Origin of the sequence: Methylocystis sp., assembly GCF_051061225.1 — a bacterium.
GTDB lineage: Bacteria > Pseudomonadota > Alphaproteobacteria > Rhizobiales > Beijerinckiaceae > Methylocystis.
Map to the genome: position 1 here is coordinate 38,002 of NZ_JBPFEB010000005.1, position 16,723 is coordinate 54,724.

Here is a 16,723-nt window from a genome sequence, read left to right on the forward strand (position 1 = left end):
GTGTGGGGCAGGGGGCGCCGGGAGTGGATCCGCGCGGAGTTCCTTTGGCTTGCCCAGGGGACTGCGCCGAGGCGCTAGGCGAGAGAAGAGGTCGCTCAATGGCGGCCTCCCTTCTTGGGGCGGGGCCGCTCGCCGAGTTCGAGCGCGTCGAAGAGGTTATCGCGGGTCACGACGTCCAGGATTCGAAGCCGCAATTCGTCTGGCGTCATGCCTCGCGCTTTGGCGGCTCCGCGGAATGCGCCGACGAGGTCGCGGGGCACGCCGTAAACGCCTCCTGCGACAGCGCGGACCGCCCGCGGATTCGCCCGCTCGTCTCCGGCCGCGCGCGCTTTTTCGAGGAGATCGCGCACCTGTCTCGGCGTGATTCCGCATCGAAAGGCGATGACGCTGCGCTGGACGCCTTGCGCCGAGAACTCCAAAGCGCGTCTTTGCCGTTCTTTGAAATCGTCTTGCATCGTAGCTCCGCTCGATAGCCCAGGCCGGAACCTCGAAAGCCGCCGCGCGGCCCGGGCAAAACGCAACGACGCAACAAACGCAATAACGGCGGCCGATCGACGTCATATCCAGACCCAAGGCTATTCACTCCGCCGATTCAATCCACCAGGCGATGAACCTGCCGATGGCCATCCCGCTGCGGGCGAACCAAGAGCCGATACGCGTCCGAATCCGAAAGGCGAAGGGCAGCTTCAAGAAGTTCAACTCGCTGTTTGAGTTTGGCGAATTCGTCACGGGCTTCTTTTGCCTCGTCTAGAGCGTTGGCTATTTCGCGCAGGCGACGGAGTTCGTCGGCGCCAATTTTCATTCTGCTGTCCGCATACCAGCAGTCTTTCACCCGCGATGCGGACATGAACCCGATCCGGCGCGCTGCCCGAGCGATCTGAGCCTTGATGCTATCGCCCGGCTCGACACCGGCGACGTCCCGAACAAGGGTCTGGACCTCAAGCAACGCGCTCAATTTCGTCTCCGACGATTTTTCGGACATTTCCGAAGCCTTCCATGCCAATCTCTCGACATGGGAGGCGTATGCGAATGAGTTCATCTCGACCTAGGGACGCTTTTGGCTGGAACTGGATGCGCCCTTTTCATACTTACATACGCCAAACGCCAACGAGTATGCCTAACTCTCGATCCGCCCGGAAAAGGGCCGGCGCTGGAACGCCGGCCAGTCAAGGGAGGAAACGTCCAAGAAGCACTACCGCACATCCGCTGCGGCACACGGCCCACGACGCGGAAAAGGATCCAGAAGCCGCGTCGGAAGCTGCTAATTGGCGGCGGTGATGGCGTCCTCTGGCCACCAATCCTGAACCTGGCGACCGTCTGCCGACCGGTATCGAATGAGGTAGTTGTTGTCGGAGTACGTGTATTCGACGCGTCCGACGACGACTCCCGCTTCAGCCGACTGGGTAAGCGCGACGCTCTGCCGGAGGTTGAACTTGAACCCTTGTTTTTCAGTCTCAATATCACCCATCGATCGCTCCACTTTCAAAGGAAGCGGCTCCTTACCGCTCCGAAAACCAGTCATGCAGCCCGCCGCGCGGCCGCGAGGATGCTGCGCCGGGCCCGCTGTGCGGTTAAGGCGGCAGCGTCCAACAGTGCGTATTCCTCGTCAGTGAGCGCGGCGCATTCGATCTGCGGGTAAATCACGCGCCGAATGGCAGGCAGGTTGAGCGCTGCGTCCGTGAGATAATCGAGCCGGGCCGAAAAAGCCGAAATGAGAACGAGCTGGGAGATGCGCGTCATTGCTTCCGCTCGCCTTTCATCCGGACGGAATGGATTTCTCCGGCCTTGAGCGCCGGCCATGTCTCGGAGAGCATGTCGAGCATGGAGGCTCCGATGCTCAGCGCCTCTTGCTGCCCGTCGATGTCGACCAGGACTTCATAGCGGTCGGTGCCGGCGATAGCAGAGACAGATACGATCTGGGCAGGGCGCGGGGCGCAAATCATTCCGCGGCCTCCGGGGGGAAAGGGGAGGGCGCCTCGGCAGGACGCTCGGACTGGGGAAGGAAGTCGCTCGGGGTGACGGTGCCGTTGGTGACTTCCTCGATCCGAACCAGATCGCGCAGGCGCGGCGTCCGCTCTCCATATTTCCATTTGCGGACGGCGCTTTCAGATAGACCGCCGCCAAGGTGCTCGGCGAAAGCCGCGTCCGAGAGATTGTTTTCCTTGAGGTAGTCGAGAAGCTTCATGGGCCCCTTTCCGGTTAGGCGACATATTCCCCAAAATGGGGAGCATCGTCAAGCCAGAAGTAACCCGAAATGGGGAGCGCGCGACAGCGCTAACGGTGGCAGCATCCCCGCTATGGGGAATAACTTGAAAAGCCTGAGAAAAGCGGCCAAGAAAACACAAGCTCAAGTTGCCGAGGCGATGGGGCTTTCTAAGAGCGGATACGTGAAAATCGAGGATGGCGTCCGCCGCCTCAACTCACGATACATCGCTCTCGCAGCGAAGGCGCTAGGCGTGCGAGAAGCGGAAATCATTGAGGAAGATCCGCGGCAAGTTTCCCTCGTCGGCTATGTCGGCGCGGGTGCTGAGACGCACCGCTTTGCTGACGGCCAAGGGCCTTTCGATATGGTTTCGGCGCCAGACGGCGCCTCCGAGAATACCGTGGCGGTGGAGGTCAGGGGACTGTCCCTCGGGCCGGCTTTCGACGGCTGGTATGTCTACTATGATGAGGTGCGCGATCCGCCCACCGCTAGCCTTTTAGGGCGACTCTGCGTGGTTGGGCTCGCAGACGGTCGCGTGCTCGTTAAAATTCTCCGGACGGGACACCTGAAGGGTCGCTACACCCTTGAATCCAACGTCGGCGAACTTCCGATCTACGATGCTGAGGTCCTATGGGCGGCGCGGGTTCGACATATGACTCCAAAATGAGGGTTTAGATATGCGTTTTGGTGCCTTTGCAATTCTTTTCGCGGCTATTCTCGCCGGCTGCCAATCATCTCCATCGGCGACTAGCGCTTCAGTTCGGCCTCCTGCTGAGGCGATTCCGTATAAGCTTACGCCCCCAATGATTGAGAAGGTGAAGGCTGCGGTCGCGAGATTACTAAAAGACCCTGAGTCGGCTCGCTTCAATTCCCCGTTCGTCGCTTCAAAGACGCCAAAGGGAATAACTGTCTGCGGGTTCGTAAACGCCAAGAATTCCTTTGGCGGTTACACGGGGGATAAGCCGTTTCTTGTGGGCGGAGATGGCGATTCTTTTACCGCAATTGGCGTTGGCGGCTCAGAAAGCGAGATAACTGCGACATTGCAGGTTTGTCGCAACGAAGGTGCTGAGCCAGTTAGGTAGTAATGCTCTATTCCCCTTGTCAAGACTGGAGACGAAAGATGCCGCTAGCAATAACTACAGAGAGCATCATCGGTATGATGAGCGGGGATGCCACAACCAATTTTCCAGATGGCTCAAAAATTAAGCCAGGATGGAATGGCTATCAGTTTGTCTTTCGTATTCACGAACGCGACGGACGATCCATCATCATGACGGAACTTGTCGACTCTCCTATCGCGAGTTTCGACGAAGAAATTGAAAAAGCGAAAGCGCGTATTTTACAACGATTGAAGGAGCTTGTGGCCGGTTAACAGAAATTTCTATAGGGCCCTCCATTGAAGGCCAATCGCTTCGAAGTTGCGTGGAAATTTCGATCCGCTCCCCGAGCGGGGTGACGATAACAATGCTCGGGGAGCGGCCTCGCCAAACTTCGATTTTCGATTTCAAATCGAGCATTACCTCATCTCCTAAATTGCCCGTCGGTTGGCGTTAGCACTGATCTCTGGAATCCTGCGTATCTCTATTTTAAGTTGGTGCAGGCGGCGGATGAGCACGAACTGAAGACAAACCGACGCGGCCAACCCGCCACCGACTAGAGCCAAGACAATCTCCATAGCCATGTCTCCTGAACCGCCCGCTGCGCCGAGCGGCGTTTTTTCTGCCTGCGCTCATGATACTGGAGATTCGAAAGGGCGACAAGAAAAGTTCCCCAAACTGGGGTTGACATAAATCCCCAAAATGGGGAATATCACGCCCCATACCGCCACGCGGACGGGTGTCATGATGACCTTGACCCAGCCGCAACCCACATGGGGAGAGGCATGGACATTCAAGTCAATAAGATCAACGAATACGAAACGCACATCATCCTTAAGTCGCTAAACGAGGGCCCAAGCGCCGGGGTGCACGGCCATTGCCGCGACGGCGCGGAGGCTTTTGTGCCAACTCGTGATGGGCGCGCAATTCCGATAAACATCCCGCGCCGCGACATGGTTGACGGCGCCGCTTTTACGGAACTGAAGCCGCTTTCCACCCGCACCGAAGGCGACCTGCGCCCCGTGATTGTCCGTTGCGAGGGCAAGCTCGCCTATTTCGGGAAGCTTGAAGCTTACGACGGCCGCCTGGTTTGGCTCAAAGACGCGCGGCTTCTTATGTCCGTCCTGCCCGTCATGGGCGAGGAGCTATACGGGGTCGCGCGCTGCGGCCTCATCAGGCGCAACAGTCGCATCGACGTCGCTGTGCCGAGCGTTCTGCTCCTAAACGCCTGCGAAATCATCGACGCTTCCGAGGAAGCGGCAAAATCGATCGAGGCTCCGTGATGCGGGGTCCGCGGGCTTACACGCCCGTTACCGCGGAGACGGTCGATCAAGCCATGCAAGCTGCGCAAAATGCGTTCGGTCCTGGCGCCGGTGTTGCGCTCTTCGTTTTCGTGCCCGGACGCGAAGCGGATGGCGGCGGGGCGCATCTCGCAACCAGCATGTCGGACGAGGGGCTCCGTCAGGTTCTCACAGCCATTCTATCGCGTTGGGACGACCCTGACGCTGAGAGTTACAGCGAAAGACAAGAGGCAAATTGACCATGAAGCTTTTCGACACCTTGAGGTCTTCTGCCAATTCCTTGGTTGAGGTTGCAATGTCAAGTCTGACGGGGGCCCCATACCGGCAGGACGAGGCCGATCGGCTAGCCTCGGCACTCTGGCGCGCGGACGCTGCCGAGCGCGCTGCAGCTCGCAACGCCAACGTCGCGCTGCTTTCGAGCGGGCTGCTCGCGATCGGCCTTGAGGCCGCCCTTTTGCGTTTCTTCCTCTGAGGCTGTCATGCAGATTTCCACCCTGCCTCTTTCCAGCATTACGCGCATCTCTCCGCTCAATCCGAACCAGGACATGGCGAGCGACGTTTCCTCTCTCGCGGCAACCATTCGTGCGATTGGGCTGCAATATCCTCTCACGGTTTGGCCGCGTCCGGATGCGCCGGGAGAATACGAGGTTCTGGACGGCGGGCGGCGCTGGCGAGCGCTCCGGCAGCTGTGCAACTCTGGCTCCTATCCAGATGAAGAGTATCCCGCCGTCGAAATCCATGACGGCGACGAGGCATCGGCGCTGCAAATCGCGCTGACGCTTTCCGTAACGCCCCACGCCAAGCACCCAGTCGACGAATTCGAGCGCTTTGCGTTGCTGGTCGAGCGGCACGGCTATACGGTCGAGAAGATCGCGGCAGATTTCGGGGAGACTGAGCGACATGTTCGCCAGCGGCTGGCGCTTGGCGCGCTCGCTCCCGTCGTCCGAGATTTGTGGCGGGACGGCAAGATTAGCCGCGAAGCCGCAGAGGCCTTTACGACGGGCCCGGTCGCGGCGCAGGAGGCGCTCGTCGACAACTGGCGCGGGACCACATATGAGCCTTGGCTCAAGGCCCCCTACGAGATCCGCAAAGCGCTTCGTGGTGAGGTGCTTCCGGAGCATAACCCCGTCTCTCGCTTCATTCTTCGCGACGCCGAACGGGTGCGCGCTTATCTCGCCGCCGGCGGGCGGACAACCGACGACCTTTTCGAGCCTGCGCGCCTTTGCGATGGGCCAATCGCCGAGCGCGTGGCCAACGAGCTGCTCCGCGCTGAAGCGCAACGCGTGGCCGACGCGGAGGGCTGGAGCAGAGGGCTGATCGAAGGCGACGACTGCGGTTTTGATTTTTACGAGAACGAACCCGAGCTGACGGCCGAGGAGGAAGCGCGCCTGGACGAAATTCAGGTGGCCCTTACTGGCGACGAAGCTGTGGACCTTGACGCGCTGAAGGGCGAGCAGGAAAAGATCATGCTCTACGCCACCTTGCGCGAGTTCCCGATCGAGGAGCGCGCCAATCTTGGCGTCGGCGCTTTCATCAATCCCGATGGCACAGTTTCCTTTACCCGCGGCGTCGCTGTCCCCCCCGACGAAGCCGCGCGAGAGCCCGGCGGCGACGAGGCAGAGTCGCCGCCGGGCGAGAGCGGGGAGAGCCTATCGCCAGGCGCCGACGCAAGCGAGGAGGAGGGCGAGGCTGACGGTCAGGCGCCGACTCTCGATCCGCTTGCCGAACCTTCCTCCAAGGCTTTGCGCGCGGAAATTGAAGCCTGCGTCACCAAGGGGTTGCGCGACCAGGCGCAAAGGCGCGTCGATATTGCCCTCATGTATGCGGTTGCGGCGCTTGGCTGCGCCTACGGGGTGACAGGCATTGGCCTGCGACCGGTGCACGCGCGCGACACCGAAGAGCACGATCTCCTGAAGAGGATCCGGCCGCTCTCCTTTGGGGACGCGCTCGCGGAATGCGCGGCAGCCCCCACAAACGACTTGACGGTCGCGCTCGCCAGCTTGGTCGCTGGATCGATCGAGACCCAAGGCGCTTCTTTCGCGGCGATCGGCGCGCTTTGCGGAGCCGCCCGCGCCCGCGGGGCCAATCTCGCGGCATCTATGAGTGAAGCGATCGATCGCCGCGGCTTTTTCGAAGCGGCCGGGAAGGCGAAGACGCTCGATATTGTCGCCGCCCTGATCGGACCTGGCGAAAAGAAGGCGGTAAAGGGCTATGCGAAAGACAAGCTCGCCCAATACGCCGCGACACTTGCCGCCGAGAAGGGATTTCTGCCCGCTCCGCTGAGCAACTGGGCCGCGCTTCCGGCGCTTCCCAACGGGGGTGAAGACGCAATTTATGCGAAGCCCGAGATGCCGCTCGCGCAAGCTATGTCCGATGCAATCGCCGCGGACGCGGCGGCTGGAAAGAAAAAGCGGACGCCGCGCAAGACGCCGATCGAGAAGGCTGCCGAAAGGAAGCAATCGTCGAAGGCTGGGGCTCGCGCATGAGCGAGATTTTCGACTTCAACGCTCGCGAGGGCGCGGTCCAGCTCCACCGCATTTCGATAAATCCACTCCGCGGTCGGAGGGCGGAGCGGATTGCTTTGCTCTCGATCAACAGCGCTGCCGTAATGATGGAAGCGCTTCGCGATGCGATCGAGATCGCTAAGCGTCAGCACAAGGACGACGGGCGACAATTACTCGGCGACCAGTTCTCCGAGCCCGACTCGCTTGGTCGAATGGTCAAGGGGTCTGACACGAGGATCCTTATTGATCTGGCGTCTGAAAGGGCTAGCCGATGACTAACAGTCAGTCTGGAGGCGCGCCGTGCAGATAGGACGGATCGAGGGCGCGACGCGCGTTCTCGGGAAATCACAAGGCTATCTCGGCCTTCCGGTGCGCGACGAGATTGTCACTTGTACCGTCAACGGATCGACCACGCCCGTGATGGTTACGGCATGGTTGCCAACACCGAAGGAACTTGAAGCCTTGATCGCCGGAGCCGCGGTCCATGTTCGGATTGTCGGAACCATGCACCCGCCGATCTTGGTCGATGTTGGGCCGCAGCCGAGAGAGGAAGGCGAAGCCGATGACTAACAGTCAGCAGCCCGACATAAGCCAACCGGACAAATTCGAAGAATGGCTCCGCGAATTGGACGAAGACGTCATCCAAGGTCAATACGGCTATGAGCCCGGCGAGCTTACGGTCTATTCCAGCCATTGGCGTCCTCTTTTTGAAGAGGGGATTAGTCCACTCGAAGCATGGAAGCGCGCTTTAGACGGACACGCAAACGCCCGCCGCGAGCGTGAGGACGCCGAGCGCGTCAATTACGCGCGCATAGTCGATGAGGATCAGGCTGCCGTCGCAAGGGCGAGAAATGGAGCGGCCGATGAGTAAGTCTCAGCGGCCCCTCTCGCCGATTGAACGGGCGATCGACGCCGCCTGCGGCTACAAGCCGACTGACGACGTCGCGCCCAGCCAAGTCTGGCTCGAATGCCCGCAATGTGGTCGCAAACAGCGCGTCGCACGCGACGAAACCGATCCGCCAAGCGCCTACCGCGTGCGGTTTTCCTGCCCGAAGTGCCGCGATGAAGCGCGTATCGTGGAATATTTCGACGCACAAGGCCGGAAGATCGACTGCGACGGGAACATCTCGGAGGAAGGCAGGTGATTCATTCTCAGCGGTTCGACCGCCTTGCGCTTGTGTATTCAGATGGCTCGTTTGGCGTCTTATCAGAAGGCACGACGATCGAGACGGCGCGTGAGGAGCGCGAGTTTTGCGATCGTAATGAGCACGACCCGCAACACTTAACGAAGATTGCGCGCGTTCAGGTAACAATTCTCGACGTTCTAGAGGGGGATGGCCAATGAGCACTAATCAGCGAAGGGAACTTCCGGACTGCCATGCGATCTTCAAAGCGAAGTATCTCTACGCGGCGCGCGCCATTCTCGCTTCGGGTCGACAGAGGCTGGAACCGAGGGCTGGCTTGTATATTGAGCCGGCCGAGGAGGGCGGAGTCTTCGTAATCGCGATCGGCGGCCCATCGCTCGCCATTTTTTACGATTGCGAGGGGATAGCAAACCGACGTTTCCGCGCACAGTTTCCGGAAGAATTCGTTGCGCGCTGCGCGCCGGCACGCGTCGAAATGTTTCTAGAAGGCCGCGTCTTTGTCGATCTCCCTGAATGGGCGCAGCCATCCGACGTGCATATCTTGCCGGTCTGCGCGCTTCTCTTCGCGGGCATGAACCATCCTGCCTGGGGGGGAGACGACGATAAGCCCTGCCTCGCGCATGTGATGATAGAAACTGGGAACGTTATACGCGCGGAGGATTTTAGACTCGACGCGGATAAGGGCTTGCCATGGCGAATGATTTTTTCGCGGGCGCGTGGCGCGCTCTCGCAGATCTGCTTCGCACCAGAACGGCTCGCAAATTTCGACCCGGTTTACGACCTGTTCCCTGAAGATGAGAAGAAGCAGTTTCAGGTTGAGTTCGGCGACGGTCCGGAATCGCCGCTCTTTCTTCGTCTACCTGGCGTTCCGGAATTTATCGGGGCGTTGATGCCACAAAAATTCATCGAGGCTGACCGGCTTCCTGTTTGGGCGACGATCGGAACACTGGCAAGCAGCGACGCGCCAAATGTTACCCCCTTCACGCGGCACGCGCCGGATGGATCGGGAGAGTCTAACGGCTCTTCAGCTGCGTGATTAGAACAGGCCAGATCGAAACAGGAGGTGCGCCCGTGAGCGCCCATGCCCCGAACCCCCAAGCCATGCCGATCGACAATCCATCCCGCGACGCCCTCGTCTCCATTCGCCCGCGCGTGCTCGCGAAGCGCGAGGCCGCGAAATACATCGGATGCGGCTTGACCAAAATCGACGAGCTCATCGGGGCCCAGAAAATTGCCGCGAAGCGCATCAGCAAGACCAAGGTCGTCGTCTTCGTCGACTCGCTCGACGCTTATCTGGACGCCCTTCCCAATGCGCGGGAGGCCAAACAGCAGTGATCTTGAGCCGCGGGAGTCCGTGCCCTTCGCCTGAATTCCGTGGTGTTTCCCTCTTCCGTAAAAGCGAAATGATGAATTGACATGTGCTGGACCGAATTCAACAAAAGCACATCACCGACGAGTGGCGTTGGCTTTTCTCCGGTTTTGTACGCCCCGCGGTTTTCCCGCGGCGCGCTACGCGGCATGACGGCGCATTGGGACGGGCGAGCACGGGCGCAAATGCCAAATATTGCACTTTGCGCACCGATTGACGGGGCGATATGATGAATAGGTTCGATCCACGCGACACATTCGTCTTACAGAATCTGTCATGCCCGGCGGTCCTAATGCGCTTCTATCTTGTCTATCATGGCCGACTTCCTGCTTCCGGGAATAAGCCAAAACCAGAGTACGTCAGAGACATCCGTGACCAGTTTAGTAAACAGCTAAAATTTCTATGGGAAAATGACGCCTCTTTAAAGAGGCTGCGGCAAACCGCCGTAGTAAAGAAAAAGCCTCATGAATATTTGGATGGGCCTGATAGCCCTTTTGCTACGGAGCGAGATTTTAATGCATATCCAATAGAAGAACATGAAGTGGATCTTTGTGAGCCTCTTCAACAAAATGGCCGCACCTATATTCCGCTCGTCAGAAGCTCATTGGACCTTAACTGCCATCTCGACATACACTTCTTGCGGCAAGAGGACCCCGGGTGCCTGGTGTTAAAAGGAGGGGATTTAGATAACCGCATCAAAACTCTGTTTGACGCGTTGAGAAAACCGGACAGAGATGTGGACGCTGTCTATCCCCAGGAAAACGAAACCACATATTGCCTGCTGGAAAGCGACACTCTTGTCTCAGGCTTCGATGTAACTACTGGCCGTCTTCTTTTTCCTAACAGCGATCATGAACACGAGGTCCATCTGTTAATCGAAGTTACAGTTAGGGTTTTGAGGGTCGGGCTTTGGAATATTTGCCTGCTGAGCGAGTAGTTGACGGCACAATCTTCGAGAAGGGCGCTTCAAAAGCTTTGCTTTCGGCGTGGCGCGGCAGCGAACACGGTGCCGGCGTCAGGATCAAAAACTGCTTCGGGTGCCTTTTGCCGTTCGTCGGCGCGTGCGATCATCCCCATGATCTCGCATCCCCACCAGTCCATGAGGCGGCGCCGCTCTTCGAAATAATCCGCCCGGTGATAGGCGCGGCGCACGTCGGACGCGTCTTGATGGGCGAGCTGGCGCTCGATCGCGTCATAGGCCCAAAGGCCCGACTCGTTGGCGAGGGTCGAAAACGACGAGCGAAAGCCGTGCGCGGTCATTTCGTCTTTGCCAAAGCCCATGGCCCGCAAGGCGGCGTTGAAGGCGTTTTCCGAAAGAGCCCGGCCGGGGCGGGGCGACGGCAAGACGAATATCGACTGCGGCCGCAGCCGGCCATTTTCCTCGGCCAGGCGGCGCAAAATGTCGCAGGCGGGGCCGGACAGCGGCGCGCGATGGGCTGTGCGCATTTTCATGCGGCCGGTTGGCAGCTCCCAAATCGCGCGATCCAGATCGATTTCGTTCCATTGCGCCAAGCGCAGCTCGCCGGGGCGGGCGGCGGTCAAGGCTAAGAGCATCAGCCCGTCGGCGACGATCGACGGTCGATCGCCGCCGTAGCCGGCGATCGCGCGCATGAGGCGCGCGAAGCCGGCGCGCTCGACAATCGCGGCGCGTGGCTTCGGCGCCGGAGCCAGCAGCGCGCCTTTCAAGAGCGCCGTCGGATCGTGCTCGACGAGGCCGTGCGCGGCGGCGAAACGGAAGATGCGCGACAGCGTCGAGCGCGCCCGCGCGGCGGTCTCGCGCTTGCCCTGGGCTTCGAGCGGCTTGAGCAGCTCCAGGATTTGCGGTCCGCGGATCGCGGAGATCGGCAGCGGATCGAGCGCGCCGAAGAGCGAACAGAGCCAAATGGCTTTTTCGCGCGTCGACGCCGAGGCCGGCGAGCGCTCGACCATGTCGAGCCATTGCGCCTTGATCACGCCGAAGCGGGTCGCCTCGGCGTTGGCCTTTCCGGCGGCGGCGGCCTCCGTGAGCTTCAAGCGCTCGCGATCGGCGGCGAGCCGCGCCTCGCGCAAGCTGAGGGCTGGATATTTGCCCAAGGTGACGGCGACCTGGCGGCCGTTGGCGCGCGTGTAGAGGCGCCAGGTGCGATCGCCGGAAGGGCGAACCCACAGTTGCAGCCCGCGCCCATCGGAGAGCTTTTTGACTTTGAGCGGGTCGGGCTTGGCGTTCTTGATGGCGACGTCGCTTAAGGCCATGGGCGCGGCGCTCCCGTTGTACGCGTTGTATCGGGCGGAGCTGATACAACACGGGATACAACAAAACGCGGCGGTTGGCCACGGGGAGAGGCGGGGAGAGGCGGGCGCGTCGGCGCGCCAACACGCGCGGAAAGCGGCGCAAGATCAGCGATTTAGCGGGGAGAAGCGGGGGGCGACGAGGGGGTGCGAGACGGGGGAAAAATCGCTCATGGTGCCCCAGGCCGGAGTCGAACCAGCACTCCTTGCGGAACTCGATTTTGAGTCGAGCGCGTCTACCAATGCCGCCACTGGGGCCCGCCGGGGCTGCGAAGCAGCGCGTGAGCGGCGCGGATATTAGCGAGGCGGCTGGCTCCGTCAACCCGCGATCTGCCTTCTTTATGTTAAAGATTCCGTGATAAGGGCTGTCAAAGCGGCGCCGGACCTCCGTTGGCGGCCGAAACGAGGAAAAATGAAAAAGCTTTACGACTGGACCATGTCGCTTGCCGCCAGCCGGCACGCGCCTGTCGCTCTCGGCGCCATTGCTTTCGCGGAAAGCTCTTTTTTCCCCGTGCCGCCCGACGTGATCCTTGTTCCAATGACGCTCGCGGAGCCGCGCAAGGCCTGGTATTTCGCCGCCATCTGCACCATCGCCTCCGTCGCGGGCGGGGCGCTCGGCTACGCCTTCGGCGCGCTGTTCTACGACACCATCGGCCTGTGGCTGATCGATCTCTACGGCTATGGGACGAAAATGGAGGCGCTGCGCGCCTTTTACGCCCAGTGGGGCGCCCTGTTCATCCTGGTGAAGGGCTTCACGCCGATTCCCTTCAAGCTCGTCACCATCGTCTCGGGCCTGCTCGCCTATAACTTCCCGCTGTTCATCTTCCTCTCCCTCATCACACGCGGCGCCCGCTTCTTCGTGCTCGCGGCCGCCATCAACCATTTCGGCGACCCCATCCGCGAGAAGCTCGAAAGCCATTTCGGCCTCTTCGTGGGCTCGCTCGCCGTCGTGGTCGTGGCCGGCTTCGCGCTGGCCGCCAAGATGTTCTGAACGTGAAGAGGCTTCTCGCCAGCGCCGGCCCGCGGTCTCTCGCGGCGCTGATCTTCCTCGCCGCCGCCGCAACCATCGGCGGCGCCTGGGCCTATGAATCGCTGGGCTATCTGCCGTGCGAGCTCTGCTACAAGGAGCGCGTTCCCTATTACGCCGCCTTCGCGCTCGCCCCGCTCGCCGGCCTCGCGGCGCACACGGGCAGGGCAGGGCTGGCGCGCGGCGCCCTCCTGCTGCTGTCCGTGCTTTTCCTGGCCGACTCGGCGCTGTCCATCTACCACTCCGGCGTCGAGTGGAAGATTTTCGCGGGGCCGTCCGATTGTTCCGGCGCGCTGAACACGGCGGCCTCGATGGACGACTTCATGGCTCAGCTCAGAACCGTGAAAGTCGTGCGCTGCGACGAGCCGACGCTCTGGGTGCTGGGGCTCACGCTCGCGAACTGGAACGTCCTGATCTGCGGCGCGCTGGCCTGGTTGGCCGCCATCGGCGCGCGGAAAGCCTAACCGATGATCCGCGCGCTCCGCTCCCAGCCGCCGTCGCCCGTCGCCGCGCGGACGAGCGCCTTCGCGATCTTGTCGCCGCCGACCGACGACGGCTCGATGGCGTTGACGAAATCCTCCGGGTCGTCGCAGACGAGGCGCAGGTCGATGACCGTCAGTCCGAACTCGACGCCGGTCCGGATGATGGCGTCGTTGAAGGGCGTCAGCGCGGTGCGCGCCAACCGCTGAAAGACCGGGTCGGGGAAGTTTCCGGAATAGACCGTGCAGATGATGGCGTGCCGGTCGACGTGAAGGCAGGCGGCGATCATTTCGCGATAGGCGGCCTCGAAGGCGCGCGCGGCCTCGCCGATCATGCCCACGGCGTCGGAACCTTTGCGCACCGGCGCGTCGAGCAGGGCGACATGGCCGAGAACGTCATTTCCGCCGACGCTCACGGCCAGCCGCTCGACGTCCGCCGGCAGTCTTGCGAGCTGCGTCGCCACGGCGTCGATGCGCGCGCCGTCGACGGCGCCAAGCGTCACCCGCCAGCCGAGCGGCATATGTCTTTTCACCTGCGACACGACGGCGGGCCCTCCCGCCGTATAGGCGCCGTTGTCGAACACCGAATCACCGACGAGAGCCAGATGGGCCATGGAGGTCGATCGCCTTCTTTGAAGCCTCCCGCGTCCTGGTTGACATAGGGCGCCGGCGCGCCCGTGGCCGCTGCGGCCCTGATTTTGCGGCCTGTTCCGGGTCTTTGCGGTTTTGGCTGGCAATGGTCAAGCTACAGATATAACCTGCGCGAGAGGCTGATGTTTGCAGGGGCCGCGATGCTGGGTCTGTTGTCATATCTGGGGCTCGTTCCCGCCGGTGATCTTGACGAGGACTTCTACCGGGCCTTCTACGCCGACCTTCCCGCCGACACGAATGCGCGGAAGCATTATCGCCGTCACGGCGCCGGCGAGGGCCGTTTCCGCAATTTCAGGGAGGCGCTGACGGCGCTTCAGCAGCAGTCCGGTCCGCTGCCGGGCGATTTTTCACCCGCGGGCTATCGCGCGCTCAACCCGGACATCGCCGCGATCTATCCCGAGGAGTGGCGCCTCACGCTGCATTACGTCCAGTATGGCCGGGCGGAAGGGCGGCTCTATCGGAAGGCCGATGTGGACCCGGGCCGCGCGCTGCTCGCAGGCCCGGAGAACGGCGCGGCCTATGATCTGACCTTGCCCAACGGCGTTGTGCCCGCGCGCCGGCCGCCGCCGGACAGGGATTTCGCCCTGGAGGTTCCCTTTCGGTGTCCGGTGAAGGACATTCCCGGCGCGACGGCGGTCGCCGCCATCATTCAGTACGGCCAGCCGGCGAGTCTACGGTCGCTCCTCTTGAGGCTCGCCGACATGCCGCTGCCGGTCGACCTCTATCTGTCCGTGGAGTCGGAGGAGGAGCGGCAGGCGGCGTTGAAGGCCGCCGCGTCCTGGCGAAAGGGCGCCGTCGAGGCGAAAGTCACGCCGGCGAGCGGGGGAGACATCGCGCCGATGCTCGTCGGCTTCGGGGACGTGTTCGCCCGTTACGAGCTTTTCATCTGCCTCCATGGCGGGCCGGCGTTACAGGGCGCCGGGGCGGGCGCGGATCCCATCGACGATCTCATCGGCTCGAAGGAGATCGCCCGGGCGACGCTCTCGCTCTTCACGGACCCGCGCCTCGGGATCGTCTTCCCCCAGCACGCGAGCGGCGCGGAGATCGACTGGAGCCATGATTTCGACCGCGCGCGCGGGCTGTCGCGCCGTCTGGGGCTCTCATTGAACAAGGCGCTTCCGCTCGAGTTTCCGTCCGGCGGATCGTTCCTCGGGCGCAGCGCGGCGCTCCGGCCCCTGCTGGACCTCGGCCTGCGCGGCGCCGATTTCGAGCGGGATGGCGCCGGCGCCGGCGGGACGCTCGCGGGCGCCGTTCTGCGCTCCCTGCTGATCGTTGCGGAATCCGCCGGCTACGAATGGCTGAAGGTTGTCGGGCGGTCGCGCGCGCGAACGAACGGCGTGGCGCTCCCTGTCCATGAGCCGCGCGATCTGGCCCAGCACAGGCTCAAAGTCTTTCGGCCGGTGATGAGTTTCGCCAGTGCGCTCGGCTGGCCGACGCCGCTCGCGCCCGCCGAGACGCGGCCATTGCTGTCCTATCCGTCGCGCAACGAGCGGCCGCGCCTCAATCTGCTGGCGCCGGCGGTCGATCCCAATGGCGCCGCTACGTCGCTCAAGCTGTTTGGGCAGATCGCAAGCGCGTTGGGCGAGGACTGGGACCGTCGCATCGTCACGACCGACGCTCCGATCGACAGCGGACTTTGCGCGGCGCTCGGCGATCTTGCGACGGAACCCTGCGCGCCCTCTCTCGATGCCGCCCGGCGGCTCCTGACGGACGCCAGCGATCGTGAGGGTCGGCTCAATCTGCGTCAGGGCGACGTGTTTCTCGCCACGAGCTGGTGGACGGCGGGCCTCGCCGGCCAGCTCGAAGCCGACCGCAGCCGCGCCTTCGGGGGCGATCTTCCCACCCTGCGCCTGATCGAGGAGGACGACCCGGCGCTCTATGGCGCGGGCGTGCGCGCCGCGTTGGCGGCCGACAGCTACCGCGACGCCGGACGGACGCTGGCGGTGATCCATACCGAGGAAGTCTTCGCCGAAGTGACCGGGCGCCATGCCTTCCGCGCCGCATGGTGTCTGCCCTACACGATGGACGAGCGGCTCGCGGCGCTGCTGGCGCCGGCCCCGCGCGAGCGGCTGATCCTGGTCCATGCGCGGCCGGGCGTCGCTCAGGACGCGTTTGAAATTGTCTGCGACGGTCTCTTCCGCTGGCAGCAAAGCGATCCGCTGCGGGCGCGGCTATGGACCATCCATTTCATCGGCGAGGACTTTCCCTCGCGCTATCTCGGCCCGTTGCGCAACGCCACGGTCGAGGGCCGGTTGGCCGTCGACGCCTATGCCGAGCGCCTCAACCGCGCGGCTGTGGGCGTTTCGCTGACGCTCTCGGCGCATCCCGGTCCGGCGGCGCTCGACATGGCGGCCGCGGGCCTTCAGACCGTCGCCAACCGTTACGGACAGAAGGACCCGCGCGCGCGCTTCCCCGGCGCGGTCACGCCCGACAGGCTCAATGGCGAGAGCGTCGCCGTGGCGGTCGAGACGGCCGTCGCGCTGGCCGAGCCGACGATCGGCCAGATCGGAGAACGCGCGCATGGCCGGCTGCCGACGCTGGCGACCCGTCATCTGCTCGACATTCCCCGTCTCGCGGGGATGGTCGCCACCGACATCTCTGGATTGCCGCGCCGCGACAAAGCCAAGGCGGTGCAGCGCCCCGCGCTCAAGAACCTGCTCGCGGCCGCCGACGCGTAAG

General features: G+C 62.5%; 24 protein-coding genes and 1 tRNA gene. 16 read left to right on the top strand and 9 right to left on the bottom strand.

Annotated elements, in window-relative coordinates; all coding sequences use genetic code 11:
• Window positions 1-95: 95 nt before the first annotated feature.
• From ACR652_RS00555 to ACR652_RS00580, 6 genes are all read right to left on the bottom strand, one after another.
• Window positions 96-455, bottom strand: a complete 360-nt coding sequence (locus ACR652_RS00555; protein WP_434504567.1) for a hypothetical protein — start codon at window positions 453-455, stop codon at window positions 96-98.
• Window positions 456-592: 137 nt separating this feature from the next.
• Window positions 593-982, bottom strand: coding sequence for a hypothetical protein (locus ACR652_RS00560; protein ID WP_434504568.1), 390 nt, complete (start codon window positions 980-982; stop codon window positions 593-595).
• 279 nt (window positions 983-1,261) lie between these two features.
• On the bottom strand, window positions 1,262-1,468 hold the full coding sequence (locus tag ACR652_RS00565) for a hypothetical protein (protein ID WP_434504569.1): 207 nt from the start codon (window positions 1,466-1,468) through the stop codon (window positions 1,262-1,264).
• Between the two features lie 50 nt (window positions 1,469-1,518).
• A complete protein-coding gene (locus ACR652_RS00570) occupies window positions 1,519-1,740 on the bottom strand; it encodes a hypothetical protein (RefSeq protein WP_434504570.1) in 222 nt (73 codons plus the stop codon).
• A complete protein-coding gene (locus ACR652_RS00575; protein WP_434504571.1) occupies window positions 1,737-1,943 on the bottom strand; it encodes a hypothetical protein in 207 nt (68 codons plus the stop codon). Before ACR652_RS00575 ends, ACR652_RS00570 begins: the two co-directional genes overlap by 4 nt.
• On the bottom strand, window positions 1,940-2,185 hold the full coding sequence (locus ACR652_RS00580; protein ID WP_434504572.1) for a helix-turn-helix domain-containing protein: 246 nt from the start codon (window positions 2,183-2,185) through the stop codon (window positions 1,940-1,942). Before ACR652_RS00580 ends, ACR652_RS00575 begins: the two co-directional genes overlap by 4 nt.
• Window positions 2,186-2,309: 124 nt before the next feature.
• Here ACR652_RS00580 and ACR652_RS00585 point away from each other — a divergent pair, with 124 nt between their 5' ends.
• The 13 genes from ACR652_RS00585 to ACR652_RS00645 all read left to right on the top strand — a co-directional run bounded on the left by ACR652_RS00585 (window position 2,310) and on the right by ACR652_RS00645 (window position 10,556).
• The gene (locus tag ACR652_RS00585; RefSeq protein WP_434504573.1) at window positions 2,310-2,870 is read left to right on the top strand and encodes a helix-turn-helix domain-containing protein; all 561 of its coding nucleotides are present in this window, start codon (window positions 2,310-2,312) and stop codon (window positions 2,868-2,870) included.
• Window positions 2,871-3,323: 453 nt separating this feature from the next.
• A complete protein-coding gene (locus tag ACR652_RS00590; RefSeq protein ID WP_434504574.1) occupies window positions 3,324-3,575 on the top strand; it encodes a hypothetical protein in 252 nt (83 codons plus the stop codon).
• Between the two features lie 510 nt (window positions 3,576-4,085).
• Window positions 4,086-4,583, top strand: a complete 498-nt coding sequence (locus ACR652_RS00595) for a DUF6948 domain-containing protein (RefSeq protein WP_434504575.1) — start codon at window positions 4,086-4,088, stop codon at window positions 4,581-4,583.
• Between the two features lie 259 nt (window positions 4,584-4,842).
• On the top strand, window positions 4,843-5,073 hold the full coding sequence (locus ACR652_RS00600) for a hypothetical protein (RefSeq protein WP_434504576.1): 231 nt from the start codon (window positions 4,843-4,845) through the stop codon (window positions 5,071-5,073).
• Window positions 5,074-5,080: 7 nt separating this feature from the next.
• Window positions 5,081-7,087, top strand: a complete 2,007-nt coding sequence (locus ACR652_RS00605; protein ID WP_434504577.1) for a ParB/RepB/Spo0J family partition protein — start codon at window positions 5,081-5,083, stop codon at window positions 7,085-7,087.
• Entirely contained in the window at window positions 7,084-7,380 is a 297-nt protein-coding gene (locus tag ACR652_RS00610; RefSeq protein ID WP_434504578.1) for a hypothetical protein, read from the top strand. Before ACR652_RS00605 ends, ACR652_RS00610 begins: the two co-directional genes overlap by 4 nt.
• Window positions 7,381-7,405: 25 nt before the next feature.
• The gene (locus tag ACR652_RS00615) at window positions 7,406-7,675 is read left to right on the top strand and encodes a hypothetical protein (RefSeq protein WP_434504579.1); all 270 of its coding nucleotides are present in this window, start codon (window positions 7,406-7,408) and stop codon (window positions 7,673-7,675) included.
• On the top strand, window positions 7,668-7,976 hold the full coding sequence (locus ACR652_RS00620; RefSeq protein WP_434504580.1) for a hypothetical protein: 309 nt from the start codon (window positions 7,668-7,670) through the stop codon (window positions 7,974-7,976). The genes ACR652_RS00615 and ACR652_RS00620 overlap by 8 nt, the downstream gene beginning before the upstream one ends.
• Window positions 7,969-8,250 carry a hypothetical protein gene (locus ACR652_RS00625; RefSeq protein ID WP_434504581.1) on the top strand — a complete coding sequence of 94 codons (282 nt, stop codon included), beginning with the start codon at window positions 7,969-7,971 and terminating at the stop codon, window positions 8,248-8,250. The genes ACR652_RS00620 and ACR652_RS00625 overlap by 8 nt, the downstream gene beginning before the upstream one ends.
• Window positions 8,247-8,450, top strand: coding sequence for a hypothetical protein (locus ACR652_RS00630; RefSeq protein WP_434504582.1), 204 nt, complete (start codon window positions 8,247-8,249; stop codon window positions 8,448-8,450). The genes ACR652_RS00625 and ACR652_RS00630 overlap by 4 nt, the downstream gene beginning before the upstream one ends.
• Complete coding sequence (locus ACR652_RS00635) at window positions 8,447-9,286, top strand: hypothetical protein (protein WP_434504583.1); 840 nt, start codon at window positions 8,447-8,449, stop codon at window positions 9,284-9,286. Before ACR652_RS00630 ends, ACR652_RS00635 begins: the two co-directional genes overlap by 4 nt.
• 35 nt (window positions 9,287-9,321) lie before the next feature.
• Window positions 9,322-9,585 carry a hypothetical protein gene (locus tag ACR652_RS00640; protein ID WP_434504584.1) on the top strand — a complete coding sequence of 88 codons (264 nt, stop codon included), beginning with the start codon at window positions 9,322-9,324 and terminating at the stop codon, window positions 9,583-9,585.
• 326 nt (window positions 9,586-9,911) lie between these two features.
• On the top strand, window positions 9,912-10,556 hold the full coding sequence (locus ACR652_RS00645; protein WP_434504585.1) for a hypothetical protein: 645 nt from the start codon (window positions 9,912-9,914) through the stop codon (window positions 10,554-10,556).
• A 29-nt stretch (window positions 10,557-10,585) separates the two neighbouring features.
• Here ACR652_RS00645 and ACR652_RS00650 read toward each other — a convergent pair whose 3' ends face one another.
• On the bottom strand, window positions 10,586-11,851 hold the full coding sequence (locus tag ACR652_RS00650) for a tyrosine-type recombinase/integrase (protein ID WP_434504586.1): 1,266 nt from the start codon (window positions 11,849-11,851) through the stop codon (window positions 10,586-10,588).
• 209 nt (window positions 11,852-12,060) lie between these two features.
• A tRNA-Leu gene (locus ACR652_RS00655) sits at window positions 12,061-12,145 on the bottom strand.
• Window positions 12,146-12,299: 154 nt separating this feature from the next.
• On the opposite strand from ACR652_RS00655, the gene ACR652_RS00660 reads away from it, so the two are divergent.
• Window positions 12,300-12,878 (top strand): YqaA family protein, encoded by a 579-nt coding sequence (locus tag ACR652_RS00660; RefSeq protein WP_434504587.1) that lies wholly within the window; start codon window positions 12,300-12,302, stop codon window positions 12,876-12,878.
• Window positions 12,879-12,880: 2 nt separating this feature from the next.
• A complete protein-coding gene (locus tag ACR652_RS00665; RefSeq protein ID WP_434504588.1) occupies window positions 12,881-13,378 on the top strand; it encodes a disulfide bond formation protein B in 498 nt (165 codons plus the stop codon).
• On the opposite strand, the gene ACR652_RS00670 is transcribed toward ACR652_RS00665, so the two are convergent.
• Window positions 13,375-14,007, bottom strand: coding sequence for a GDSL-type esterase/lipase family protein (locus ACR652_RS00670; RefSeq protein ID WP_434504589.1), 633 nt, complete (start codon window positions 14,005-14,007; stop codon window positions 13,375-13,377). The genes ACR652_RS00665 and ACR652_RS00670 overlap by 4 nt on opposite strands.
• A gap of 159 nt (window positions 14,008-14,166) precedes the next feature.
• Here ACR652_RS00670 and ACR652_RS00675 point away from each other — a divergent pair, with 159 nt between their 5' ends.
• Complete coding sequence (locus ACR652_RS00675; RefSeq protein ID WP_434504590.1) at window positions 14,167-16,722, top strand: rhamnosyltransferase WsaF family glycosyltransferase; 2,556 nt, start codon at window positions 14,167-14,169, stop codon at window positions 16,720-16,722.
• Window position 16,723: the final 1 nt, after the last annotated feature.